Here is a 25,142-nt window from a genome sequence, read left to right on the forward strand (position 1 = left end):
ATGCTCGACACGTTAGCCCCTTTGCCCATCGCCCTGCCTCGTGCCCGCCTCGATGCCAGCGCCCGCGATGTGCTCCTTACCCTCCCCGCCATCGGCAGGCTGATGGTGACGGCGCGACACCTCGGCGCCACGCATGAGCGGATCGGCGCGGTCGAGAGCGTCAGCTTCGAGGACGGCTGGGCGGTGATCGGTGGGGCCGAGCACGAGAGCCGGATCGAACTGGCAAGTGTCGCCGAGATCATCGTCGACCGCACCAGCGTGATGAAGGACAAAGCCTATCCGCGCATCGACCTGAACCGCGCCGATGGCAGCTATATCTGTGGCATCGTCGGCTTCGACGGGATCGAGCCGTTCGATGCGGCTGTGGCGCCGCTCGGCATCGGCACTGCCATCGAAGCCAAGCCCGACACGCCCCCGGGTGAGCGCATCGAGGCGAACGAAACCGACCCCGGCCGGCTGCCGCTCGAGGATGCGCAGGCGGCGCAAGCGCAGGTGGTGATCGGCTTCCGGCGCCCCGGCTTCCAGCAGTTCTGGCGCGGCACCATCGAGACGGTGAAGCCGGCAATGGGCTTCATCAACGTGATGCGCTCGGATTTCCACCTGCACCTCAAGGCGGGCGCGGTGGCCGAGTGGCACCGCGACTCGGTGACCGGCGAACGCGAGGCATTCAATGCCGACGGCGAGCCGCTGGGGCTGACGCTGCTGCGGGCGAACTGAGGGGTGCTCCCCTCCCCCTTGAGGGGAGGGGCGGGGACGGGGGTGGGGGTGGTGAGGCGGTCTCGGTGCTGACTTCACCACCCCCACCCTCAATCCCTCCCCTCAAGGGGGAGGGAAGCGACGACTGAAGGGCCAGTGCGATATGGCCAACAGCACTGCCCCTTAGCCCAAAGCGCAATTGCCGCTTTGGGCCAGATATTATAATAGCATTGGCGCGGGGCTGGAGGAGTCGTGCCAATGCAGGTGGAGTTGAACGGGCGGGTGGCCCTGGTCACCGGCGCGGCGGGGGCGATCGGCCGCGCCATCGCGCGGCGGCTAAGCGATAACGGCGCCAGCGTGGTGGTCGCCGACATCAACCGGGAAGGGGCCGAGGCGTACGCCGCTACCCTGCCCGGCGCGATGGCGGCGGTGATCGATATCTCCAGCCGGGATTCCGCCGAGGCGGGCGTGGCGGAAACGATCGCCCGCTATGGCCGGATCGACATCCTGGTCAATAATGCCGGGGTCAACAGCTTCGTGCACCGGGTGAACATCGACACGTTTCCGCTCGAAGAGTGGGAGCGCATCACCCGCATCGACCTCGATGGCCTCTACCTGATGAGCCATGCGGCGCTGCAGCCGATGGTCGGGCAGGGCGAAGGCGGGCGGATCATCAATATTGCCTCGGTGGTGGGGTTGGCGGCGATGCGGCTGCAGAGCCCGTTCGTCGCGGCCAAGGCCGGCATCATCCACATGACCCGCTCGATGGCGCTGGAACTGGGGCCGCAGGGCATCCTCACCAATGCCATCGCGCCGGGCTCGATCATGACCGAGGGAACGCGCTCGCTGTTCTATGGCGCCGATGGCAAGTTCGCCGGACGCACCGCCGAGTTCATGCAGCATTTGCCGCTCGGACGCCCCGGCACCCCCGAGGAAATCGCCGAGGCGGTGCTGTTTCTGAGCTCACCCGGTGCCGGCTACATCAACGGCCAGGTGCTGGCGGTCGATGGCGGCTGGACCGCCGGCTACATGATGTGAGGCCGGACATGCGGATCGAACTCCAGAACACATTCGTTGAGTTGCGGGGTGAGCAGAACCCGGTTGCCATTGCGGTGCTCGATGCGCTGAGGAGCAATGGCGCAACGGTTGGCGCGGTGGCGCCGGTGCCGGATATCCTGATCGTGTCGGTGCCGCTGCTGCCGGTTGCCGGCTACGATCCGGCGGCGCAGCTGCAGTCGGCAAGCGCCACGGGCGAGGCGATGTTCGCGCGTGGCAGCGGGCGCGTGCTGTTTCTCGTTTCAGCCGCGGCGGGGATGCCGATGCGGCGGCATGCCGAATTCTCGGTGGCAATGGCCGGGGTGCTGGCGACGGTGCGCACTATGGCGATGCAACTGGGGCCGAAGGTGCTGGTGAACGCCCTGGGCGTCGGCGCCATCGGCGAACCGCTGCTGGCGGGAGATGCGGCGATGCTCGGGCATGCGTCGGTGAAGCGGCCGGGATCGGTGGCCGAGGTTGCAGACACGGCGCTGTTCTTCTGCGACCCGCTCAACAGCTACACCACGGGTCAGATGCTGTCGGTCGACGGGGGATGGAGTGCCGGCTATGGCCGCAATTTCTGAGCATCTCGAACTCAGGACCGGGACGCTGGCAATCGATCTCGCACCGGCGATCGGCGGCAGCATTGGGCGTTTTCGGATCGACGGCATCGATGTGATGCGGCCGCTCTCGGACGCCAACCGGCAGGCCGGCAACGTGCTGGGCGTCGCGTCCTTTCCGATGATCCCGTTCGCCAACCGGATCGGCGGCAATGCCTTCACGTTCGAAGGGCGGCGTTATGGCTTTGCCGCGAACAACCCGCCGGAAATCTACCACGTGCACGGCACTGCCTGGCATCGGCCATGGACGGCGGAGCAGACCGGACCGGGCAGCGCGGTGCTGACGCTGGAGGTGGCCGACCCGTCGTCCTATTCGTACCGCGCCGAGCAGCGGTTCACGCTCACCGATACCGGGCTCGAACTGGTGACGCGGGTGACCAATACGGGCGAACGCCGGATGCCGTTCGGCTTCGGGCATCACCCCTGGTTCGACCGGGATGCGGATACGACGCTGCAGTTCGGGGCCACCAGCTTCCATCTCAACGAGCCCGAGGGGATGATCGGGCAGCGGGTGTCGCTGCCGCCCGAGGTGTCTTTCAACACGGCCGCGCCGCTGCCGATCTACTGGCGCTGCAGCGACTATGGCGGCTGGGATGGCAGCGCGACGCTGCGCTTTCCGGGCCGCGGCGCCGGGATCACCATGAAGGGCGATACACCCTACAAGCATGTGATGTTCTACGCCGATCCGGCGTTGAACGTGTTCTGCGTCGAACCGCAGACCAATGCGTCGGGGGCATTCAACCGGCCGGATGGGTTCGGCGATCCGGAGGATGGGGTGATCGTGCTGGGGCCTGGCGAGAGCACCGTGGGGACGTTGCGGTTCGAGCCGTTTCGGATTTGACATTGCTGGCGTCGGTGCGGGCTGACCCCCACCGGATAATCAGCTAGGACGCCGCCCGCACCGTCTCCGCCTGCGCCGCCGCCACCGCGCGCAGCACGCGATCTTCACCGCCTTCGCCGCGCTTGAACGTGTCGACAATGCGGCCATCGGCGATGGTGAGGCAGCGGTCGCAGAGGCCGAGCACTTCTTCGAGCTCCGACGAGACGACGACCAGCGCTACGCCCTTGTTGGCGAGCTCGACGACGAGCCGGTAGATTTCCTGCCGGGTCGCCGCATCGACACCCTTGGTCGGCTCATCGAGCAGCAGCACTTTTGGGGCGCGCATCAGCACCCGGGCGAATAGCAGCTTCTGCTGGTTGCCGCCCGAGAGATGCGCCACCGAGGCCTGCGGCGACGACGCCTTGACGTTGAGCTGGCGCATCGCCTCGAGGATGGCGCTCCGCTCCCGATCGCCGCGAACCATGCCGCGGGCCGAGAGCGGGTCGAGATTGCCGATGGTGATGTTGGCGCCGACGGGCAGGTTGAACAGCAGGCCATCGCGCTTTCGATCCTCGGTGAGCAGCGCAATGCCGGCGTCGCGTGCATCGCGCGGCGAGCGGATGGCGATGGCTTGCCCATCGACTTCCACCGTGCCCTCGGCGGGGACGCGGCCAAAGATGCCGTGGAGGATCTCGCTGCGGCCCGAGCCGAGCAGCCCGGCAAGGCCGACGATCTCACCCGCGGCCACCGAGAAGCTGACATCGCGCGCGCCGTAGATGGCCCCGGGCTTGCCGGCGACGCTCAAGTGCTCGACTGCCAGCATGGGGCGCGCGCCGACCGGCGCCTCGTGCGGGGGGAACAGCTTTTGCAGCCGCTGGCCCGACATGGCGAAGATGAAGCGGTCTTCCTCGAATTCCTCGCGCCCCAGCTCGGCGGCAACGCGTCCATCGCGCAGCACGGTGGCGCGGTCGCAGACGGCGAGCACCTCGGGCAGCCGATGGGTGATGTAGATCATGGTGACGCCCTGCCGTTTCAAACGGCGCAGCACCTCGAGCAGTGCGTCGACCTCGGTGCCCGAGAGCGATGCGGTCGGCTCATCGAGCATCAGCACGCGCGGTTTCAGCGCCAGGGCGCGGGCAATCATCACCAGATGGCGCTGGGCCGAGGTCAGCGAGGCGACGATGGCCTTCGGGTCGATCGTGAGGCCGAGATCATCGAGAATGGCGCGGGTACGATCCTCGAGTTTGTGTCGGTAGATCAGCACGCCTTCACCCAGCCCGGTATGGCCAGCGAAGACGTTCTCGGCCACCGAGAGCTGCTCCAGCACCTCGATTTCCTGCGGCACGTAGCCGACGCCGGCGGCGCGCGCTGCGGCCGGCGAGGCAAAGCTCACCGGCTGACCAGCGAGGGTGATCTCGCCAGTATAGGAGCCAGCCGGATGGACGCCGTTGAGGATCTTCACCAGCGTCGACTTGCCGGCGCCGTTCTGGCCGAGCAGCGCATGGATTTCACCGGCCAGCACGTTGAAATCGACGCCACGCAGCGCCTGCACGCCGGCGAACGCCTTGACGATGCCGCGGGCGGAAAAGATCGGGTCCATTTGTGCTGCCTCCGCGACAAACCAAGAAACAGAGAACCGCGCCGGCCCCCGGGTCAGGGGAGGCCGGCACGGTGGGAGCCGGTTTACTGGCCGGCGCTTTCGAGCATGGCGTAATAGGGGTCGAGATCGGTCGCGGTGATGACCTTGGAGGGCAAGACGTTCATGTAGGTGACCGTTTCACCCTTGGCCAAAGCACCCAGCAGTTCGGCAACCTTGGCGCTTTCCTCATAGAGCGGTTGCGCCACGATGCCGTAGGCGGCGCCGGACTTCACCAGGTCGAGATTCTGCCGGATGTAGTCCATGCCGATGATCACCACGTCGCGGCCGGCCTTGCGGGCCGCGCCCGACCAGGTCTGGATCGAGTTGCCGGTGGTGCCGAAGGCGGCGTTGACGTCCGGGTTGCCCTGGAGAATGGCGATGGCCTTGCCCTCGGCAGCGGAGGGCTCAAAACCTTCCATCTGGGTCTCGAGCACTTTGATGTCCGGGTACTTTTCCGCGATGGTCTTGCGGAAGGCATCGGACATGGCGTTTTCGGTATCGTTCGAGGCGCCCTGAGTGAGGGCGACGGTGCCCTTGCCGCCGAGCTTGTCGCCGATGGCGATGGCGGCATTGGTGCCGGCAGCGGCGATATCCTGCGCGGCGGCGGCCTTCAGCCCATCGACCGTGCCCTCGGGCGGCAGCACGTGCCAGGTGACGACCGGCAGGCCCTCCTTGGCGAGCTTGGTGATGTAGGAATAGATCGCCGGATCGGGGCCGTAGACGCCGACGGCGTTGAACTTGGTGCGCGACAGGGCCGCCTCGGCGAGCGGCAGGGTGGCCGGGATATCCCAGTTGGTGGCAGAGGGGTCGCCCACCACTTCGCAGCTGTAGCCGAGCTCCTTGCACTTATCGAGGAAGCCCGCCTGCATCAGCCGATGCACGGGGTGATCCTTCATCGCCTGCACCCAGAGCAGGTTGACCTCCTGGGCATAGCCGGCGCCGGCGGTGCCGAAGCTCGCAACCAGCGCCGCGGCGCCGAGCAAGCCTTTCACCAGTGTCCTCTTCGAGATGTTCATGGTTCCTCTCCTCCATTGGCCCGCGGGTTGCCGCGTGGCGTGAACGGTTGTGCAGACGCCCCTCAGGCGCCCGATGTCTTGCTGTCGGATTTCTTTCTTGCTGCGGTCTTGGCGCCGGCGCCGACGGTGAAGTAGCGGCGGCGCAGGATGTCGAGGCCTACCGCCAGCACCATGATCACGCCCACCGCGATCTGCTGCCAGTTGGAGTTGACGCCGATGACCACGAGGCCAGACTGCACCACCTTGAGCATCAGGATGCCGACCACGCCGCCGGCAATGGTGCCGGCGCCGCCGAACAGGCTGACGCCGCCAACCACCACGCCGGCGATGACGATGAGCTCCCAGCCCGAGCCGATCGAGGTGGTGCCGGATTGCAGGTCCGCCATGACGAACATGCCGGCCACGGCCGAGAGCGCGCCGACGGTGATGAAGGCACCGATCTTATAGATGGTGGTGTTGATGCCGACGAGGCGCGCCACTTCGGGGTTGCCGCCGGTGGCATAGAGGTTGCGGCCGAGCACGGTGCGGCGCAGCACGAAATCGGCGACGACGGCGGCGACGATGAAAAAGGCGAAGCTCCAGCCCAGCCCGAAGGCAAAGGTGCTCATGCCGAAATCAGAGACTTCCTTGGGCAGCGGGTAGACCGGATAGCCGCCGGTGACGAGCTGGATCAGCCCCTGCCCGATGAACAGCATGCCCAGCGTCTGGATGAAGGCCGGTATCCTGAATTTTACGACGATGATGCCGTTGATGAGCCCGATAAGTGCCCCGACGCCCATGCCACCGAGAATGGCCAACGGCACCGGCCAGGCGAGCGCCGTCATCAGCTGCGCGGCGATCACCGCGGAGACGCCGGCGACGGAGCCGACCGACAGGTCGAACTCGCCGGCCACCAGGAGGATGGTCTGGCCGATGGCGATGATGCCGACGAACGACACGACGTTGAGGATGGCGCGGATGTTGCGCTCGGACAGGAAGGCCGGCTGCATGAAATAGAAGAAGGCCACCAGCAGCAGCAGCGCCGCGATCACCCCCACCTCGCCGATGGCGATGAAGGAGATCAGCCGGTTGCGCAGCGAAGGCGTGGTTGGTTGCTCGGTCGTGGCGGGCGCCGCGCTGTTCATGCTTTTCCTCCCTGAGCGGCGGCGCTGTTGCGGAGTGATCCGGTCAGCGCTTCGCCATGCCCTCATCAGCTATTATACTATTATAAGTGTCAAGACCTCTCGTGTACTGGTCTGACCAGTTATCCGGCAAGCCACGATCTGCAGCTATGGTACCGGAACCATTAGATGACGTCAAAGGAAATGGTACCGGAACCAGTGCTGGCGCGAAGCGCTTGTGACGACTATGATTCCGCGCGTTTTCGGGAGTAGCGCATGGCCAGGTCGGAAGACGGCGGCGACAAGAAGCCGCTGGAGCGGTTGGGGGTGCGCGAGATCGCCAAGCGGGTCGGTGTCGCGCCGATGACCGTGTCCCGCGTGCTCTCGAACCCCGACATGGTCGCCCCGGCGACCCGCGCCAAGGTGCTGGAAGCCATCGAAGCGGCGGGATTCGTGCCCAACCGCCTGGCCTCGAGCATGAAGGGCAACGGCCGGATCATCGGCACCGTGGTGCCGCCACTGATCAACTCGGGCATTGCCGAGCAGGTGCAGGGCATGTCGGACGAGTGCCAGCTGGGCGGCTATTCGATGCTGCTGGTGCAGGGCGAGTTCACCACCGAAGCCGAGGAAGCCTCGATCCGCACCCTGCTCGGCTGGCGGCCGGCGGGGATGATCCTGCAGAGCTTCGTGCAGAGCGAAGTGGCGCGGCAGCTATTGGTGTCGAGCGGCGCGCCGGTGGTGGAGATCTCCGAGATCAAGGGGCGCCAGCCGATCGACATGGTGGTGGGCGTGTCGAACTTCGAGACCGCCTATGCCATGACCATGCATCTCGCCGCCAAGGGCTATAAGCGCATCGGGTTCGTCTCGACCCCGATCCACGGCAATGACCGGCTGCAGCAGCGGCGCACCGGCTACCATGCGGCATTGACCGAGCTCGGGATCGAGAACCAGGCGTCACTGGAAGTGGAAGTGCCGATCACCGCCGCCGGCGGCGCCGAAGCGCTGGTGACGCTGACTGAACGGCACGCCGATATCGACGCGATCTTTTTCTCCTCCGACACGCTGGCGATCGGCGCGGTGCAGGAGTGCCACCGCCGCGGCTGGGCAATCCCCGGCCGGATCGGCATAGCCGGCTATGGCGACATGGATCTGGCGGCGCAGCTCTATCCGCCGCTGACCACGGTGAAGGTGAACCGCTACGAGATGGGCCGGCGCGCCGTGCGGCAGCTGCTCGACCGGCTGGGCGGTAAGCAGAAGCTCGCGACGATCACCAGCTTGGGCTTCGAGATTGTCGATCGGGAGAGCGCTTAGCGGGGTCTGCCCCTCACCCTAACCCTCTCCCCAGAGGGGAGAGGGGACGTACTTTGCACTGCCGGTGCCACATCGCCCCCTCTCCCCTCTGGGGAGAGGGTCGGGGGTGAGGGGCTGTCGTTCAAAAACACCCCTACCGCTTAGCCTTAGCCTTGTTCTGCGCGTCGGTGCCCAGCCGCTGTTCCCAGCCCTCAGTGTGCACGTTGAGATAGGCGTGCGGGTCGTAGGGGTGCTGCTTGATGGCATCGATGTTGAGGTCGATGCCGAGGCCCGGCGCATCGGGCAGCGACAGGTGGCCGTTTTTGGGATCGATGCTCGGCCGCCAGGTGACGAGGTCGAAGGTCCAGGCGTCGTTGAAGGCGTCGAAATGCTCCTGGATCAGGAAGTTCGGCACCGCGGCCGCCAGTTGCAGGCAGACCGCCGTCGCTACCGGGCCGCCGCTCTGGTGCGGCGCGATGTGGCTGCCATGCGCCAGCGCCAGGTTGGCCACCTGCATGGACGGGCCGATGCCGCCCAGCGACATCGGCTCGGGCTGGAAGATGTTGACGCCACCGCCGGCGGCGAGCGCGTAGAACTGGCCGACGGTGTCGAACATTTCGCCGGTCGCAACCGGGATGGGCGAGCGATGCGCCACCTCGTGCACCGTCTCCTGCCGATCCCGCGAGGTCGGCTCCTCCCACCAGTAGATATCGAGGTCGGCGAAGCGCTCGGCCGCCTTGATCGCCGCGATTTCGGTGAAGCGGGCATGCACGTCGATCAGGATGCGGGTGTCGGCGGGCAACTCGTCACGCAGCTTGCGGCAGATATCGTAGCTGAGCTCCAGTTCGTCGCGGGAGATGAAGCCCTGCGCCGTGCCGAACGGATCGAGCTTGAATGCCTTGAAGCCCTTGGCCAGCACTGCCTTGGCCGCCTCGAGGAAGTGCTCGGGGGTGCGTTCGGTGCGATACCAGCCATTGGCGTAGCCGAGCACGCTGTCGCGGACCTGGCCGCCGAGCAGCTGGTGGATCGGCACGCCGAGGCTCTTGCCCAGAATATCCCAGCAGGCGACTTCGACCGCCGCCATCACGGTGCGATGGATATGGCCGCCATCGAGCGACACGCTGTCGAGCATGCGCTTCCACAGCGCGCTGATGCGGCGCGGGTCCTGGCCGATGGCGAGGTGCTTCAGCTCATGCACCCCGGCCTCGGTGGTGGCGATGAAGCCGTTCAGCGTGCCTTCACCGATGCCGTAAATGCCGGCATCGGTGTGCACCTTGACGAACAGCCAGTTCTTCCAGCCGGCACCGACGGTGAAGGTCTCGATCTCGGTGATTTTCATGTGTTTCGGCTCCTCCCGCCCCCCGTGGACCCACCGTCTTTCACCGGGTCATTCCCGCGAAAGCGGGAATGACCCGGCGTGTGCTTCAGCCTATTGCCACTATCTTCTCAACCACCGCCTCGACCGTCAGCCCATACTTTTGCTGCAGGGTCGGGACGGCGCCGCATTCAATGTAACGGTCGGGCAGCCCGATGCGGGTGACCTTCCTCACTATCCCGGCATCGAACAAGGTCTCAACCACCAGGCTGGCGAGGCCGCCGACCATCACATGGTTCTCGGCGGTGACCACCTGCCCCACCGAGGCGGCGAACGCGGCGACCGTCCCCGCATCGAACGGCTTGATGGTCGGAACGTGGAGGACCGCGACCGACACGCCGCGCTTTTCCAGCAGAGCCGCGGCATCGATGGCGCGCTCGCTCATCAGGCCGGTCGAGATGATGCCGACATCCTTGCCGTCACGCAGCTGCCGCGCCTTGCCGATCTCGAACTTGTAGCCGGGCTCGAGCACCACCGGCACGGCGCCGCGCAGCAGGCGCATGTACACCGGCCCGCGATGATCCGACATCGCCACCGTCGCGGCGTCGATCTCCGTGGCATCCATCGGATCGATGATGGTGAGCCCGGGGATCATCCGCATCAGCGCCAGGTCCTCGATGGCCTGGTGCGTGCCGCCATAGCCGGTGGTCAGCCCGGGCAGGCCGGCGATGATCTTCACATCGAGATTGGAGTGGGCCAGCGCGATGGCGACGAAATCGAAAGCGCGACGGCTGGCGAACACGCCATAGGTGGTGGCAAAGGCCTGCTTGCCGGTGCGGGCGAGCCCGGCCGCCACCGCGACGAGGTTCTGCTCGGCCATGCCGACATTGAAGAAGCGGTCCGGATGCGCGTCGCGAAACGGGTGGATATCGGTGTATTTGCCGAGATCGGCGGTGAGCCCGACAATGTTCGGCCGCTGCTGCCCGAGGCGGGCCAACGCCTTGCCGAATGGCGCATCGACCGATTGGCGGCCGCCGCCGGCGGCTTCGTTCTCCCCCATTGCCAGCGTACGGCCGGCTTCCATGGCGCGGCTCATCGCCCGGCTCCCACGCTGTGCTCGAACTCGTCGATGATCGCATCCCACTGGCCGACATCGACGCGGAAGAAATGTGACTTCTCGCTCTGCTCGATGCGCCGGACGCCTTTGCCGGGCAGCGTGCGAAGGACGATCGCCTTGGGTTTGCCGTTGCGCTGGCGCGCCCTGGCGAGCGTTGCGACCACGGCATCCATGTCGTTGCCGTCGATCTCAAAAGTCTCCCAGCCGAAACTCCGCCATTTGTCGGCCACCGGCTCCATGTCGAGCACCACCGGGCCATCGGCCTGGATGCCGTTGCAATCGACCAGCGCCACCAGCCCATCGAGCCGGAAATGGCTGGCGGACATGGCGGCTTCCCAGGTCGAGCCCTCCTGCAGTTCGCCATCGGACAGTTCGACAAATACGCGGGCCTCGGAGCGATCGAGCCCAAGCCCGAGCGCCTGCCCGACCCCCTGCCCCAGGCCATGGCCGAGCGAGCCGCCGATCACTTCGACGCCGGGTGTCGTATCAAGCGTCGACATCTCGAGCCGGCTGTTATCGGCGCCATAGGTGACGAGCTCCGCCACCGGAATAATGCCGGCTTCGGCGAGGGCAGCCCAGAGCGCGATCGAGTAGTGCCCGGTCGACAGCAGGAAGCGATCGCGGTCGGGCCAGCCGAGGTTCTCGGGGTCGTAGCGCAGCTCGTGGAAATACAGCGCAGTGAGCGCATCGGCGATGCCGAGGCCCTGGCCGATATAGCCGGCGCCCTGACCGCGGGCCATGGTCAGCATGTGGCGGCGCAGCTGTGTGGCGCGCGCCTTGAGCGCGGCGACATCGGCCTCAGCCGGAGGCGAGTTGCGGGTCATCAGATCAATCCTTGTCGAGGCCACCGGACATGTTGAGCCGCTCGGCGGTCATGTAAGGCGGTGAATCGAGGCAGAGCCACACCACCGACTCCGCCACCTCGGCGATCTCGGCGCGACGACCCAGCGGCACGCGGCGGGTGCGCTCGTCGAGGAAGGCCTGGAGGTCGTTGCTGCGGCCGTTGACGCGGGCGAGCTCGACTTCGGTCGAGCGCTGCATCTCGGTATCCATCATGCCGGGCGCCAGCGAGTTTACCAGCACGCCATAGGGGGCCAGCGCCACGGCGAGCGCCCGGGTGATCGAATCCACCCCGGCCTTGCTGGCGGTGTAGGCGGTGTAGTCGGGCAGCGCCATGCGCGAGCCCGGCGAAGTGATGTTGACGATGCGGCCGGCGCGCTGCTCGCGCATCACCCGGCCAGCAGCCTTCGAGGCCATGGCGAGCGCCGTGACGTTGAGCGCCAGGGTGCGGGTCCAGGATCTGTAGCTCGACTCGAGGAAGGGCTCGATGACGCCGTAGCCGGCATTGTTGACGAGGATGTCGATGCCGCCCCAGCGCGCCACCACCTTGTCGACGGCTGCTTCGGGCGCCCCCTCGAGGGTGAAATCACCGACAATCTCGAGCGCCTGACCGCCGACGGCCTCGACCAGCCGCGCCGTTTCTGCGGTGCCGGCGGCATTAATGTCGGCAATCCCCACGGCGCAGCCGCGCATCGCCAGCTGGATCGCAACTTCACGCCCCAGCCCGCCGGCGGCGCCGGTGACCAGCGCACGTTTCAGGAATGCCTCGTTCGTATTCGCGGCCAAGACGGCGTCCTCCCCTCGGACATCTTGACGCGACTGATACCGGTACCATAAATTGGAGTCAACGGGCTTGCCGAGGGGGATTCAATGAAAGTCACCGCGCTGGAGACACTGACGATCGCCGAGTTCCCGTTCCTGTTCTGGCTCAGGGTGTATACCGACGTGGGGATCGTCGGGACCGGCGAGACATTCTGGGCGCCGGGACCGGTGGCGAGCTACATCCATGACAATGTGGCGCCCTACCTGATCGGCAAGGACCCAAGGGATATCGAGCTGCACGACCGGACGCTGGGGAGCGTCTATGTCGGGGCGCGCGATTCCGGCGCCGAGGTGCGCGGCAACTCGGCGGTGAACATCGCGCTATGGGATATTTATGGCCAGGCGCTGGGCGAGCCGGTGTGGCGGCTGCTGGGCGGGCGGACGCACCAGTCGGTGCCGATCTACAATACCTGCGCCGGCTACAGGCACGTGCGCGCCAGCAAGAAGAACTCGCTGTTCGAGCGCACCGAGGACTGGTCGCTGCAGGCGGGCGACTCCAACGACGGGCCATACGAAGACCTACTCGCCTGGCGGTTCGATGCGGGAAAGCTGGCGAAGAGCCTCCTTTCCGAAGGCATCGGCGCAATGAAGATCTGGCCGTTCGACATCGCCGCCGAGGCCTCGAACGGCACCCGCATCTCGCTCAGCGAACTCGACAAGGCGCTGGAGCCGTTCAAGCGGATCCGCGACGCGGTCGGCCGCGACATGGAAATCATGGTCGAGCTGCACGGGCTCTGGACCCTGCCGCCGGCGCTGCGGATTGCCGAGGCGCTGAAGCCCTATGACGTGGCGTGGCTGGAGGAGCCGATCCGCTACAACGAGCTCGACGCGATGGCCGAGCTGGCGCGGCACACCTCGACGCCGATCGCGGCGAGCGAACGACTGGCCTCGCGGCAGATGTTCAAGCAGCTGATCGACAAGCGCGCCGCCTCGGTGATCATGATCGACCTCGCCTGGTGCGGCGGGCTTTCCGAAGCCCGCAAGATCGCCAATATGGCGGAGGCAAGCGAGCTGCCGGTGACGCTGCACGACTGCACGGGACCGATCGTTTATGCGGCGAGCTGCGCGCTGTCGGCGACGTTGCCCAACGCGGTCTACCAGGAGGCGGTGCGAGCCTATTTCACCGGCTGGTACACCGAGATCGTCGCCGACCTGCCACCGGTGACGGCGGGCCGGGTGGCGCCGCTCGATGGCGCCGGGCTGGGGATGCGGCTGCGGGAGGAATTGTTCACGCGGCCGGATGCGACGGTGAGGCGGACGGGGGGTTAGGCAACCATTTCCGCCGGTGCGGGCTGACCCCCACCCTTGATCCCTCCCCGCAAGGGGGAGGGAGACGCAAACTGTGGTGCCGGTGTTTTGGTCTCCCTCCCCCTTGCGGGGAGGGGACAGGGGTGGGGGTCAGCCCGCACCGGCGGGAGAGGCGAAACCTACCCCCGCAACTCCCCCACCGCCGCCTTCAACCCCCTAAGCACCAGCGCCGTATCCACCCCTGCCCCCACCAGCGTCACGCCGCGACCGATCCAGCGGCGGGCGGCTTCGCTGGTGCCGGCGAAGATGCCGGTGGTGACGCCGGCGGTTTTGCAGGCGTCGATCACCTGCTCGATCGTCGCGACCACCTCGGGATGGCCCATTTCGCCCGGCACGCCGAGGGCATGCGACAGGTCCAGGGGACCGAGGAAGATGCCGTCGAGGGTGGGGAGTTGCAGGATCTCCGGCAATGCGGCGACGCCGCCGGCGCCCTCCACCATCAGCAGCACGGCGACATCGCGGTTGGCCTCAGTGAACCACTCGGCGCGGCCGGAATAGTCGGCGCCGCGGACGAAGGAGTTGGCGCCGCGATTGCCATCGGGGGCGAAGCGGGCAGCGCGCACGGCGCGCTCGGCTTCGGTGAGCGAGCCGATCTGCGGCACGATCACCCCGGCAGCGCCGGCATCGAGCGCAGCACCGATTTCGGTCGGTTCGCTGCTGCGCACCCGCACCAGCGGATAGATGCCGCGCGCCATGGCAGCGAGGATCAGCGGACCGAGCGCTTCGCTGCCATGCGCGCCGTGTTCGAGATCGAGGATGATGCCGTCATAACCGGCGAGCGCCACCAGTTCGACCAGCTCCACCGACGGGATGATCGAGAACGGCGCCAGCAGCGGCGCCGCGGTTTTGAGGCGCGCACGAAGCGGCAATAACGGCATGACAAACCTCCCTCATTCGCCCCTTTCCTAGCCCGCGCGGCCGGCCGAGGCGACAGGAACTTTCCGCCTAGACATTATGCTATTATAATCTATGCTCGATAGTGAGGATGCGAACAGTACCCGGAATCGGGACGACGCAGGGAGGCTCAGCGGTGGCGATTTCGGCGATGCGCAAAGGCGCACAGCAGACTGGCGCGGGCAATCTGCCCGACAAGCAGGTGCTGATGGGCCTGTTCGAGCAGATGGTGCTGCTGCGCAAGTTCGAGAGCGTCGCGCAGGTGGCCTGCCGCAAAGGCGAAACCCCGGGGTTCCTGCATCTCTATATCGGCCAGGAAGCGACCGGCGTCGGCGTCTGCGCGCATCTGCGCCGGTCCGACTGGGTCACCTCGACGCATCGCGGGCACGGGCACGCGCTGGCCAAGGGCGCCGACCCCAGGCGGGTGATGGCGGAGCTGTTCGGCAAGGCCGATGGCATCTGCGGCGGCCGCGGCGGCACCATGCATCTCTACGATCGCTCGGTCGGGCTGTTCGGTACCAACGGCATTGTCGGGGCCGGCATCGGCCACGCCGTCGGCATCGGCATGAGCGCCCGGGCGCAGGGCCGCGACGATATCGGCGTGGCGTTTTTCGGCGACGGCGCGGCCAACCATGGGGCGTTCCACGAGGGGCTGAACTTCGCGGCGGTCAACCACGCGCCGGCGATCTTTGTGTGCGAGAACAACCTCTACGCCACAGCGACGCCGCTCAAATCCATCACCCTCAACCCCGAGATCGCTACGAAGGCCGACAGCTACGGCATGCCGGGCGTCGCGGTGGACGGGAACGACGTCTTCGCGGTGTGGCTGGCGATGCAGGAAGCCACCGCGCGCGCGCGCTCCGGCAAGGGGCCGACGCTGATCGAGGCCAAGACCTACCGCACCGTGGGGCACCATGAAGGCGACCCGGTGATCGGCACCTACCGCACGCAGGAAGAGGTCGACGCCTGGATCAAGCGCGATCCGATCGACATGTTCCGCAAGCGCCTGGTCGAGGATTACGGCATTGCCGATGCCGACGATCTTGCCGATATCGAAAGCCATATCGACAAGGTGGTGCAGGAGGCGCTGGAGTTCGCGCGCAACTCGCCGGAGCCCGATCCGGCGACGGTGCGGCGGCATGTCTATGCCAACCCGATCAACCCGCCCGAAGCGCTCAAGGCACGGCCGGCCGGCGAGACGCGGGTGCAGGGCTGGCTCGAAGCGGTGCGCGACGGCATTGCCGAGGAAATGCGGGCCAACTCGGCCATTCTCTATTTCGGCGAAGGCACCGGCGAGCGCGGCGGCAGCTTCGCCCATACCAAGAACCTCTGGCACGAGTTCGGGGCCGAGCGGCTGGTCGATACGCCGATCTCCGAGCAGGGCTTCACCGCTGCGGCAGTCGGCGCTTCGGCGACCGGCACCCGCACCGTGTCGGACCTGATGTTCGCCGACTTCGCCTTCGAAACCACCGGGCAGATTTTCCTCCAGGCGGCCAAACTCCGCTACATGAGCAATGGCGAAATGAGCGCCCCGATGGTGGTGCGCGCCGGCGCCGGAGCACTGCGCAGCTCCGGCCCGCATCACTCGGGCATGTACCATCCGTTGTTCGCCCATATGCCGGGCCTGATCGTCTGCGTGCCGTCCAACCCGGCCGACGCCAAGGGCTTGATGAAGACGGCGCTGCGCGGCGGCGATCCGGTGATCATGCTGGAGCCCAAGGCGCTGTTTGCCTCGAAGGGCCCGGTGCCGGTGGGCGAGGATCACTATGTGCCGTTCGGCTCGGCCCGTATCGCCCGCTCCGGCACGGACATCACCATCGTCGCGGCCGGCCAGATGGTGGCGCGGGCGCTGGAGGCAGCCGACCTCTTGGCGGCGCAGGGCACCGACGTGGAAGTGGTCGACCTTCGCACCATCATGCCGCTTGACGTGAACACCATTGTCGAGAGCGTCAGGAAGACCCACCGCCTGCTGGTGGTGGACGAGGCGTGGGCGATGTGCGGCATGGGCGGCGAGATCGCCCAGACGATCAACGAGCTGGCTTATGACGAGCTCGACGGCCCGGTTGGGCGACTGCACACCGCGCCGGTATCGCACCCGTTTGCGCCCGTACTGGAGCGCGCCATGCTGGTCGACGCCGCCAAAATCATGGACGGGGTGCGCAACATCATCGCCGGCAAGGCGCCGGTGCCGGACCATTGGCACACCACCGGCATCGTCGCCGAGGCGGCAACTGCGGCTCCAACCCCGGCCCCGGCCGCAGCACCGGCGCCCGCCGCGGCTCCGGCCCCCGCGGCCAAATCCGACGACGAGCCGATCAACATGCCGTTCGGCGACCTCACAGTGTCCGAGGGCACGCTGGTCAAATGGCTGAAGGCGGTCGGCGACGCAGTGAAGGAAGGCGACGTGGTCGCCGAAATCGAAACCGACAAGGCGGTGGTGGAGATCGAGGCGCCGGCTTCAGGTACACTGAGCGCCATCGACCAGCCGGTCGGGACGGTGGTGCCGATGGGCGGCCGCATCGGCGGCATTCGGAAATAATCAGCGACTGCCGAGGGCAGCGGAGGAAGCGATGAAGATTCTGTGCGTCAACTGGCAGGCTGCCGACGATGCCGAGCTGGAACGCCAGCATTACCCGGATGTCGAGTTCATTCTCGCCCGCTCGACGGCGGATGTCGCGGCAGTGCTCGACCCGGAGGTCGCCAAGACCGTCGATGCGGTGATCAACCATTCGCCGACGCTGAATGTACCGCTGCCGCCGACGGCGTTCCCCAATGCCAAGATCGCGGTGCGCTCGGGCGTCGGCTTCGACAATATCGACACCGCCGGCTGGGGCGCCCGCAATATTCCGGCCTGCAACGTGCCCGATTATGGCACGACCGAAGTCGCCGACCACGCCATCGCGCTGATGCTGGCGCTCACCCGCGGCACCTACAGCTACCCGGCGGAGATCGCCGTCGACGGGCTCGAGGGCTGGCACTTCTCCAAGGCGCCGCTGATCCGGCGGCACAAGAACGCGACGTTCGGCGTCATCGGGCTCGGCCGCATCGGGCTCGCGGCGGCACGGCGGGCCGCGGCTTTCGACATGAAGGTGGTGTTCTACGATCCGCACCTGCTCTCCGGCGTCGACCTCTCGACCGGTTACGAGCGGGTGCATTCGCTCAACGAGCTGATGGCCAGGGCCGACGTGGTGTCGGTGCATGCGCCGCTCAGCACCGAAACGCGTGGGCTGCTCGGGACCGAGGCGTTTGCCGCGGCCAAACCCGGGCTGATCGTCATCAATACGGCGCGCGGCCCGATCATCGACGTCACGGCACTGGAAGCCGCGATGCGCCAGGGGACCGTGGTGGGCGCCGGGCTCGACGTGCTGCCGAATGAGCCGGGAGATCTCGACCACCCGCTGATCAAGGCGTGGCGCGCCAATGAGCCGTGGATCAAGGACCGGCTGATCGTTACCCCACACGCAGCGTTCTACAGCCCGGCTTCCATGGTCGACCTGCGGCTCAAGTCGATCGAGGTGATCCACGCCTACCTGACCGAGGGCCGGCTCACCAACTGCGTCAACCGCGAATACCTGAAGCGCTGATGGCCGCCACCGCACTCCAGCCCCGCCGCGCCGCCTCGCCCTATGCCCGCCGGCTGGCGCGAGAGCGCGGCCTCACGCTGGAGGTGCTGACGGGCAGCGGGCCGAATGGCCGGATCGTCGCTGCGGATGTTGCGGCCTACACCGCCCGCCCCCCTGCCCCAGCGGCAGCGGTCGGGTCGCAGGCTTCAGCGCTTGGCACGACGATCCAGCTGGCAACGCTCTTGCAGTTGCTCGCCGGTTTCGCCGACGCCGATACGCCGTTCACACTCGAGGACGTAGTGCTGCGGGCGGCCGGATGTGCGCTGGACGATGTGCCGGAGAGCCACAGTCTCGCCGGAGCGCCGGTGGCGCTGGAACAGCAGGTCGGGCAGCTGGTGTTCGCCGATATCCGCAAGGGTTCGCTCGGGCCGTTGCGGGCGCGACGGCTTGCGGCGGTCGAGGCCGGTGGCGACCAGTCGGCGGAGCCGGCGGCGCTGTCGCTGAAGCTGCTGGCGGCCTCCGATATCCGGCCGGTGATGATGCCGCTGAAGCCCGGGCGCAACATGCGGCTGGTGCTGGCGGCGGGTCCGGCGGCGGGAGAATGCCTGTTGTCGTTCGACGCGGCAGTGGTGAGCGAGGATGCGGCGACGGAGTTGCTGACGCGGTTCAAGGCGTATCTGGAGCTGCCGCTGCGGTTGTTGGCTTAGTTGTGATTGCGCCGATCCGTTCGAACCACCACCGGCCGTCATCCCGACGAAAGTCGGGACCCACTGCTCGGAGGGCTGGTGAGATGCCGTCCGTGCCGGTCTATCACGGCAAGGTCGGCGCGGCTCGAGCGGGTGGAAACGCCGGCGCACTGGGTCCCGGCTTTCGCCGGGATGACGGCCGGTGGGTGCGGATGGAGCGAAGGCAAGACCGCCCCACATAGACGGGGACGACGTGAACGCGCCGGTTCGCTGCAACGAGTTCGTGCTATTATCATAGCCACACCTATGGGGCATGGCTGAGTACATGGACGACCTGAACGCGACGATTGATCTGTTGCCGAAGCGCGCGCTGGCGCGGGCCCAGGGGCCGCTGTACCGGCAGCTCGCGGATATCCTGCGCGAGCCGATCACTTCGGGCGCCTTTCCGGTCGGCGGCGAGTTACCCAAGGAAGCCATGATCGCCGAGCGGTTCGGGGTCAGCCTGATCACGGTGCGCCAAGCACTGCGCGACCTCGAGGCCGACGGGCTGATCAAGAAGCGGTCGGCGAAACCCGCGGTGGTCACCTCGGCCGCACCGCCGGTGACGCTGAGCTGGACGTTCAAGAACTTCGCCGACATGGCGGCCTTCACCAAGGACGCGTCGCTGAAGATCAAATCGTACAAGAAGGAAAGCTCGCCACTGTTGCAACGGCATTTCGGGCTGAGCAAAGATGAGCAGGGCTATTGCCTGCGCTCGATCCTTGGCGTCGGCAAGCAGAAGAAGGCGCAGATCACCACCTACTTCCCGCCCGATATCGGCGCGCAGTTGAAGAAGGAAGATTTCAACGACGTGCTGATCTTCCGCGCGGTGCAGCGCCGGCTCAACATCCGTATGGCGGTGGCGCATTGCACCATTCGCGCCGAGATCGCCGATGCGGTGGTCGCGGCGGACCTGGGGGTGGCGGAGGGCTCGGCGATCCTCGCGGTGGAGATGATGTACCAGTCGTCGGACCAGCGGAACGTCGAGTTCTCGATCGCCCGGCATCCGGCCGAGATGTTCTCGATCACTTACGACGCGCCGAACGACCTCGCCTGACCGGCCGTCGAAAAGTCTGATGCCCCAGCCAGCATCGGCATGGACAGCATTATAGAATTATAATAGCATCATAGCTGTTGGACGAGTTGTTTCCGCTCGTCCGGCCGGAGCGCGACAGTTGAGGAGCTGCCGCGTCACGAGGGGAAGCCTGAACACATCGTTTCTGTCGCTGGTGGCCATCGCCGCCGGTGAACGGATAGTGACGCTTGATACCGGTATCAACGTGGTCGGACCTGGCGCAGAGATGGCGAATGACCGTCGCGCCGGGCTCCATGAGGAGGAACAAACATGAACAAGCCAGGCAACGGCCTGTTGCTCCCGCGCTCGATGAGCATGGGGCGCCGTGACTTCCTGAAGCGGACCGCAGCGGCAGGGTTCGCTGCGGCCCTGGCGACGCCAGCGCTCGCCCAGAATGCGAAGATCAAGATCCCGCTGGTATCGTGGATGTGGAACGAACCGGGCCGCGGCGACGCCTGGCGGGCGATCCTCGCGAAGTTCCACGCCGAACAGAGCGATGTCTTCATCGAGGAAGCCGGCGCGCCGTTCAACGAATTCACCAACAACATGCTGATCCAGTCCCAGTCCGGGAAGATCAACGGCGCCCTGTTCCACACCACCCCCGACCTGGTGGTGCGTCTGCTGCGCGGCGGACACCTGGAGCCCTTGCAGGATATCGTCGACAAGCTCGGCATCGGCGACAAGCTGAGCGCTGCACATGACCACTTGCGCATCGATGGCAAGGTGCACGGGCTCGACATCGTCACGGTGAAGTTCGGCCTGCTCTACAACTCGGCCATGTTCGAGAAGGCCGGACTCGGGGCGCCAGCCTCGGTCGAGGAATGGGTGGAGACATCGACCGCGCTGACCAAGTCGCCGGACCAGTTCGGCATTTACTCGCCCCACCTGATGAGCGAGCCAGGCGACTTCTGGTTCATCCTGCAGCAATGGGCAGTGATGTTCGACGGCGTCTGGGCAGATGGGCGGAAGCCGCTGGTGAACACGGCTCCGGTGATCGAGGGGCTGAAGCTCTTCAAGACTATGTACGACAAGGCGATGCCGAAGGGCACCGACACGGCAACCGCCAACCAGATGTACGCCAATGGCCGCATCGGCCAGCAGTTGATCGTCTCGGCCGCGGTCAACATCTGGTCGAGCTCCGGGCCGGACATCTATCCGTCGTTGCGCAGCGTGGTGCCGCCCGGCCCCAGCGGCAAGGCGATCACCCGCATCCATCCGATCTGCGTCAACGCCAACGCCTCGGACGACGAGAAGGCCGCGGCCAAGAGCTTCGTCGAGTGGCTGTACAAGCCCGAGAACTATCAGGAACTGATGGAGCGATGCCTCGATGTGGTGCCGCCCTATCCGGAGGCGATCCGCCAGGAATACCTCGACAAGCAGTTCTGGGCCGAGGGCTACCTCGCGGGCAAGGCGATCACGCCGCTCGAGATCATGGGCGACTACATCTTCTTCAACCAGGAGTTCGGCAACGTCGTCATGGACAAGTTCTCCGAAGTGCTGGTCGCCGACCGGCCGGTCGAGGACGCCATGGCCGACGCCCAGCAGGAACTGGAGAAGGCATCCGAGCGGCTGTTCGAAGGCTTCACCCTGTAACGGCTGAACCGAGCGTGTCGGGGGCGTTCCACGGGAGCGCCCCCGACGGTGACTGGGGCGAGAGGCTGCACGCGCCCCTTATGTCGACCTCCGGGAATATCGAGCGCATGTTTCAATCAGCGACTGCAGAGGCGGTGGAAGAACGCGCGAGGCAACGGCGTCGGTGGAGCCGACACCACTCACTGCCCTACACACTGGTCTTCCTGATCGTCGCCTATCTCGGCGTCTTCATCCTGTTCCCGATCGCCCAGCAGTTCCTGACCAGCTTTTCCAACAACGTGGTCGGCGTCGACAAGGTCACCTGGGTGGGCCTGCGCAACTACGAACGCCTGTTGGAGGACGACGATTTCTGGTTCGCCGTGCAGGTCACCTTCACCTACATGGCCTTCGTGGTCGTTGGAGCGGTGTCGCTGGGGCTGCTCGCCGCTTTGTTGCTGAACCGCAAGTTCCGCGGCCGCAACCTGGCGCGGAGCGCCATCGCGGTCCCCTGGGCCTTCCCGGAAATCTCGGCCGTTCTGGTCTTCCTGTGGATGTGCAATCCGACCTTCGGGGTGATGAACGTCTTCGCCCGGCTCATTCCTGGCATCGAAAACAACCTGAACTGGCTGTCCGACCCCAAGCTGGCGATGCCGCTGGTTATTGCGCTGTCGATCTGGAAGGCGTTTCCGTTCACCTTCCTGGTGATCCTCGCGGCGCTGCAGGCTATCCCGCGCGAGACCTACGAAGCAGCAGAGGTCGACGGCGCCAACCCGTTGCAGGTGCTCCGCCACATCACCATCCCCGAGATCACCCCGACCCTGCTGCTGATGGCAGTGCTGATGTCGATCTTCTCGTTCAAGCAGTTCACGCTGATCTGGCTGACGACCGGCGGCGGCCCGTATGGCGGCATTACCGAAACCCTGGTGCTGCGCATCTACCAGACCGCCTTCCGGTTCTTCGACCTGGCCTATGGCGCGACCCTTGGGGTGTCAGGCTTCGTGATCGTTCTCGGGCTCACCCTGCTGTTCGTCTATGCCCAGCAGCGGCAAGACCGTGCGAGGAGGCGCTGAGATGGCGGCATCCTCGACTGCAGCGGTCCACAAGCTGCGCCGGTTCGGTAAGGGGGTGGCGTTCTACGCCCTCATCCTCGGCTTCTGCGCCGCAGTGCTGTTCCCGGTCTACTGGATGATCGTCAACTCGATCCAGCCGCTGAGCCACGGCATGCAGTTTCCGCCGCCGCTGATCCCCAAGGAGATCAGCTTTCTGCCCTTCATCACGCTGTTCGAGAACTTTCCGGTGGCGCGGTGGCTGGTGAACTCGCTGCTCCTGGCGGGGATGACGACGCTGATTGTCCTGGCGCTGGCGGTGCTGGGCTCGTTTGCCATGACCTTCCTCAGGTGGCGCGGCAAGGCGGCCTTCGGCTTGCTGCTGCTGATGACCCAGATGTTGCCCGAGGCGCTGGTGGTCATTCCGGTTTACGCGATGTATCGGAACCTCGGTCTCTCCGACAGCCTGCCGGCCCTGTCGCTGGTGGACGCGGCGTTCATCCTGCCGATCTGCATCTGGATCCTGAAGAACTCCTTCGACTCCATCGCCGAGGAAATCTATGAAGCCGCCCTGATCGACGGCTGCTCGCCGCTCGGGGCGCTGGTCCGGACGCTCTTGCCCTTGTCAGCACCGGGGCTGGTGGCGATCAGCGTGGTGTCGTTCTTCTATGCCTGGAACGAATACCTGTTCGCAGTCACGCTGGTCACCTCACCCGACATCCGGCCGGTGGCAGTGGGCCTCGCCTCACTCAAGGTGATGCTCGATACGCCGATCGACCGCGTGCTGGCGGCGGCGCTGTTCTTTTCCATCTTCCCGGTCATCTTCTACCTGCTGATCCAGCGCTACATCGTCGCCGGGCTCAGCGCCGGGGCAGTCAAAGGGTAACCATTTACATGACCTGGGACATCACCTGCGTCGTCGACGCCAAGGCCGAGCTCGGCGAAGGCACCATCTGGGACCCCAAGGCGGGCGTGCTGTGGTGGATCGACATCTGGAGCAAGCTGATCCACCGCTACGATCCGAAAACCGGCAAGGACGACACCTGGGAAGCGCCGGAATTCCTCGGCTGCATCGGGCTCAGGCAGAAAGGCGGGCTCGTCGTCACCATGGTGTCGGGGTTCTATTTCTTCGACCCCAAGAGCGGTGCGTTCGAAGCGATCGTCGATCCCGAGGCACACCTCGCCGATACCCGCTTCAACGATGGCAAACCGGATCGGCAGGGACGCTTCTGGTCGGGCTCGATGTTCGAGGCGCCGGGCAAGCCCGTGCAGTTCATCGGTTCGCTGTACCGGATGGACAAGGATCTCTCGGTGCACCGGATGATCGAAGGGGTCGGCTGCTGCAATGGCCTCGCCTGGAGCCCCGACAGCAAGACCATGTATTTCTCCGACAGCCACACGACGATCGTCCGCGCCTATGATTTCGATCCGGTCACGGGCGACATCGAGAACCAGCGCACCTTCATCGACCTCAACGGCAGCGGCGGCATCGCCGACGGCGCCACGGTCGACGCCGATGGCTGCTACTGGGTGACCATCCCGGTGACCAGCAAGGTCAACCAGTACGACCCGCAGGGCAAACTGATCCAGTCGATCATGCTGCCGACGGACCTCCCCACCTGCTGCGAGTTCGGCGGCGAGAACCTCGACATTCTCTATGTCACCACCGCAGTGCTGAAGCGGCCGGCCGAACATTTCGTCGGCCAGAGCAATCCGGGCGGGCTGTTTGCCATCGATGTGGGGACCAAGGGGTTGGTGCTGCCGGCGTTTGGAGGGTGAGACCCATCCTTGGGAGGGGCAGCTGCCCGGGGTCTTGGCAGTGCGCTTCCGCCGCCACCGGGTGTCATCCCAGCGAAAGCTGGGACCCAACTCGCAGCCGGCGCAAGCGGTGAAATGGGTCCCTGCTTTCGCAGGGATGACACCGAGTACGTGGGCACGGATTGTGCTCCCGCAAACGCCTCAGCTCGCCAGCAGCAGCGGCTTTTTCGTTTTCACCTGCAGCCCCTGCCCGACTTTGCGCTCGAGGTAGCCGGCATAGAGCGACAGCGGCCAGCACAGCATGAAGTAGATCAGCGACACCGTGCCGAACACCAGCACCGGCTGGAAGGTGACGGTGTTCACCTGTGTTGCGGCGCGGGCCAGTTCGGTGAGGCCGATCAGCGAGGCGACAGAAGTGGTCTTCACGATCTGCACCATGAAGCCGACGGTGGGCGGCAGCATCAGCCGTATTGCCTGCGGCAGGATCACCAGCCGGAGCGTCGGCAAGAAACGGAAGCCCAGGGCGGTCGAGGCTTCCCACTGCCCCTTGGGCACCGCATCGATCGACCCGCGAAAAATCTCGCCGAAAAAGGCGCCGCCATTGAGCGAGAAGGTGATGGCGGCGGCCGCCCAGGGGTCGGGCCGGAAGCCGAGCAACGACGAGCCGTAATAGGCCATGAACAGCTGGATGAGGATGGGCGTGCCCATGAAGAACTGGATGTAGCCGGCCGCCAGCCAGCGCAGCGGCGGCAACGGCGCGACACGGAACGCCGCGACGACAAGGCCGATTACCCCGCCCCCGGCGAAGGCGATGAGCGCCAGGAGGATGGTCCAGCGCGTCGCCATGATCAGGAACATCAGTTCGTTAGGGCCGAAATCGCGGAGGCTCAT

General features: G+C 66.1%; 23 protein-coding genes. 14 read left to right on the forward strand and 9 right to left on the reverse strand.

All coding sequences use genetic code 11. The features are described from left to right. The 4 genes from ACSQ23_RS01155 to ACSQ23_RS01170 all read left to right on the forward strand — a co-directional run bounded on the left by ACSQ23_RS01155 (position 1) and on the right by ACSQ23_RS01170 (position 3,192). Complete coding sequence (locus tag ACSQ23_RS01155; RefSeq protein WP_436089421.1) at positions 1–717, forward strand: hypothetical protein; 717 nt, start codon at positions 1–3, stop codon at positions 715–717. Between the two features lie 237 nt (positions 718–954). Beyond that, complete coding sequence (locus tag ACSQ23_RS01160) at positions 955–1,734, forward strand: SDR family NAD(P)-dependent oxidoreductase (protein WP_436089422.1); 780 nt, start codon at positions 955–957, stop codon at positions 1,732–1,734. Between the two features lie 8 nt (positions 1,735–1,742). Beyond that, the gene (locus ACSQ23_RS01165; RefSeq protein ID WP_436089423.1) at positions 1,743–2,315 is read left to right on the forward strand and encodes an SDR family oxidoreductase; all 573 of its coding nucleotides are present in this window, start codon (positions 1,743–1,745) and stop codon (positions 2,313–2,315) included. Next, positions 2,299–3,192 carry an aldose 1-epimerase gene (locus ACSQ23_RS01170; protein ID WP_436089424.1) on the forward strand — a complete coding sequence of 298 codons (894 nt, stop codon included), beginning with the start codon at positions 2,299–2,301 and terminating at the stop codon, positions 3,190–3,192. Before ACSQ23_RS01165 ends, ACSQ23_RS01170 begins: the two co-directional genes overlap by 17 nt. Before the next feature lie 43 nt (positions 3,193–3,235). On the opposite strand, the gene ACSQ23_RS01175 is transcribed toward ACSQ23_RS01170, so the two are convergent. The 3 genes from ACSQ23_RS01175 to ACSQ23_RS01185 all read right to left on the reverse strand — a co-directional run bounded on the left by ACSQ23_RS01175 (position 3,236) and on the right by ACSQ23_RS01185 (position 6,950). After that, positions 3,236–4,771, reverse strand: a complete 1,536-nt coding sequence (locus tag ACSQ23_RS01175; protein WP_436089425.1) for a sugar ABC transporter ATP-binding protein — start codon at positions 4,769–4,771, stop codon at positions 3,236–3,238. Between the two features lie 83 nt (positions 4,772–4,854). Continuing rightward, positions 4,855–5,826 carry a sugar ABC transporter substrate-binding protein gene (locus tag ACSQ23_RS01180; protein WP_436089426.1) on the reverse strand — a complete coding sequence of 324 codons (972 nt, stop codon included), beginning with the start codon at positions 5,824–5,826 and terminating at the stop codon, positions 4,855–4,857. A gap of 62 nt (positions 5,827–5,888) precedes the next feature. Then, positions 5,889–6,950, reverse strand: coding sequence for an ABC transporter permease (locus tag ACSQ23_RS01185; protein WP_436089427.1), 1,062 nt, complete (start codon positions 6,948–6,950; stop codon positions 5,889–5,891). Positions 6,951–7,202: 252 nt separating this feature from the next. Here ACSQ23_RS01185 and ACSQ23_RS01190 point away from each other — a divergent pair, with 252 nt between their 5' ends. Beyond that, entirely contained in the window at positions 7,203–8,237 is a 1,035-nt protein-coding gene (locus ACSQ23_RS01190) for a LacI family DNA-binding transcriptional regulator (protein ID WP_436089428.1), read from the forward strand. 133 nt (positions 8,238–8,370) lie between these two features. On the opposite strand, the gene ACSQ23_RS01195 is transcribed toward ACSQ23_RS01190, so the two are convergent. The 4 genes from ACSQ23_RS01195 to ACSQ23_RS01210 form a co-directional block, all read right to left on the reverse strand. After that, complete coding sequence (locus tag ACSQ23_RS01195; protein ID WP_436089429.1) at positions 8,371–9,555, reverse strand: mandelate racemase/muconate lactonizing enzyme family protein; 1,185 nt, start codon at positions 9,553–9,555, stop codon at positions 8,371–8,373. An 85-nt stretch (positions 9,556–9,640) separates the two neighbouring features. Next, positions 9,641–10,627: a transketolase family protein gene (locus tag ACSQ23_RS01200; RefSeq protein ID WP_436089430.1), complete on the reverse strand. Its 987-nt coding sequence runs from the start codon at positions 10,625–10,627 to the stop codon at positions 9,641–9,643. Next, a complete protein-coding gene (locus tag ACSQ23_RS01205) occupies positions 10,624–11,472 on the reverse strand; it encodes a transketolase (protein WP_436089431.1) in 849 nt (282 codons plus the stop codon). Before ACSQ23_RS01205 ends, ACSQ23_RS01200 begins: the two co-directional genes overlap by 4 nt. Positions 11,473–11,476: 4 nt before the next feature. Further along, complete coding sequence (locus ACSQ23_RS01210; RefSeq protein ID WP_436089432.1) at positions 11,477–12,274, reverse strand: SDR family NAD(P)-dependent oxidoreductase; 798 nt, start codon at positions 12,272–12,274, stop codon at positions 11,477–11,479. Between the two features lie 84 nt (positions 12,275–12,358). Here ACSQ23_RS01210 and ACSQ23_RS01215 point away from each other — a divergent pair, with 84 nt between their 5' ends. Next, positions 12,359–13,579 carry a mandelate racemase/muconate lactonizing enzyme family protein gene (locus ACSQ23_RS01215; RefSeq protein WP_436089433.1) on the forward strand — a complete coding sequence of 407 codons (1,221 nt, stop codon included), beginning with the start codon at positions 12,359–12,361 and terminating at the stop codon, positions 13,577–13,579. A gap of 158 nt (positions 13,580–13,737) precedes the next feature. Here ACSQ23_RS01215 and ACSQ23_RS01220 read toward each other — a convergent pair whose 3' ends face one another. Next, positions 13,738–14,496 carry an HpcH/HpaI aldolase family protein gene (locus ACSQ23_RS01220; RefSeq protein ID WP_436089434.1) on the reverse strand — a complete coding sequence of 253 codons (759 nt, stop codon included), beginning with the start codon at positions 14,494–14,496 and terminating at the stop codon, positions 13,738–13,740. A 152-nt stretch (positions 14,497–14,648) separates the two neighbouring features. On the opposite strand from ACSQ23_RS01220, the gene ACSQ23_RS01225 reads away from it, so the two are divergent. The 8 genes from ACSQ23_RS01225 (at position 14,649) to ACSQ23_RS01260 (ending at position 24,272) form a co-directional block, all read left to right on the forward strand. Further along, positions 14,649–17,051: a thiamine pyrophosphate-dependent enzyme gene (locus tag ACSQ23_RS01225; protein ID WP_436089435.1), complete on the forward strand. Its 2,403-nt coding sequence runs from the start codon at positions 14,649–14,651 to the stop codon at positions 17,049–17,051. 31 nt (positions 17,052–17,082) lie between these two features. After that, positions 17,083–18,096, forward strand: a complete 1,014-nt coding sequence (locus ACSQ23_RS01230; protein ID WP_436089436.1) for a C-terminal binding protein — start codon at positions 17,083–17,085, stop codon at positions 18,094–18,096. Further along, positions 18,096–18,782 (forward strand): E3 binding domain-containing protein, encoded by a 687-nt coding sequence (locus tag ACSQ23_RS01235; RefSeq protein ID WP_436089437.1) that lies wholly within the window; start codon positions 18,096–18,098, stop codon positions 18,780–18,782. Before ACSQ23_RS01230 ends, ACSQ23_RS01235 begins: the two co-directional genes overlap by 1 nt. A 304-nt stretch (positions 18,783–19,086) precedes the next feature. Next, entirely contained in the window at positions 19,087–19,857 is a 771-nt protein-coding gene (locus ACSQ23_RS01240; protein ID WP_436089438.1) for a GntR family transcriptional regulator, read from the forward strand. Between the two features lie 288 nt (positions 19,858–20,145). Then, positions 20,146–21,468: an ABC transporter substrate-binding protein gene (locus ACSQ23_RS01245; protein WP_436089439.1), complete on the forward strand. Its 1,323-nt coding sequence runs from the start codon at positions 20,146–20,148 to the stop codon at positions 21,466–21,468. A gap of 107 nt (positions 21,469–21,575) precedes the next feature. Next, positions 21,576–22,517 (forward strand): carbohydrate ABC transporter permease, encoded by a 942-nt coding sequence (locus tag ACSQ23_RS01250; RefSeq protein WP_436089440.1) that lies wholly within the window; start codon positions 21,576–21,578, stop codon positions 22,515–22,517. Between the two features lies 1 nt (position 22,518). Continuing rightward, a complete protein-coding gene (locus tag ACSQ23_RS01255) occupies positions 22,519–23,379 on the forward strand; it encodes a carbohydrate ABC transporter permease (RefSeq protein WP_436089441.1) in 861 nt (286 codons plus the stop codon). An 8-nt stretch (positions 23,380–23,387) separates the two neighbouring features. Beyond that, a complete protein-coding gene (locus tag ACSQ23_RS01260; protein WP_436089442.1) occupies positions 23,388–24,272 on the forward strand; it encodes an SMP-30/gluconolactonase/LRE family protein in 885 nt (294 codons plus the stop codon). 180 nt (positions 24,273–24,452) lie between these two features. Here ACSQ23_RS01260 and ACSQ23_RS01265 read toward each other — a convergent pair whose 3' ends face one another. Beyond that, a complete protein-coding gene (locus ACSQ23_RS01265; protein ID WP_055885597.1) occupies positions 24,453–25,142 on the reverse strand; it encodes an amino acid ABC transporter permease in 690 nt (229 codons plus the stop codon).

It is taken from the genome of Devosia sp. LjRoot16, from assembly GCF_964252795.1.
Lineage (GTDB): Bacteria > Pseudomonadota > Alphaproteobacteria > Rhizobiales > Devosiaceae > Devosia_A.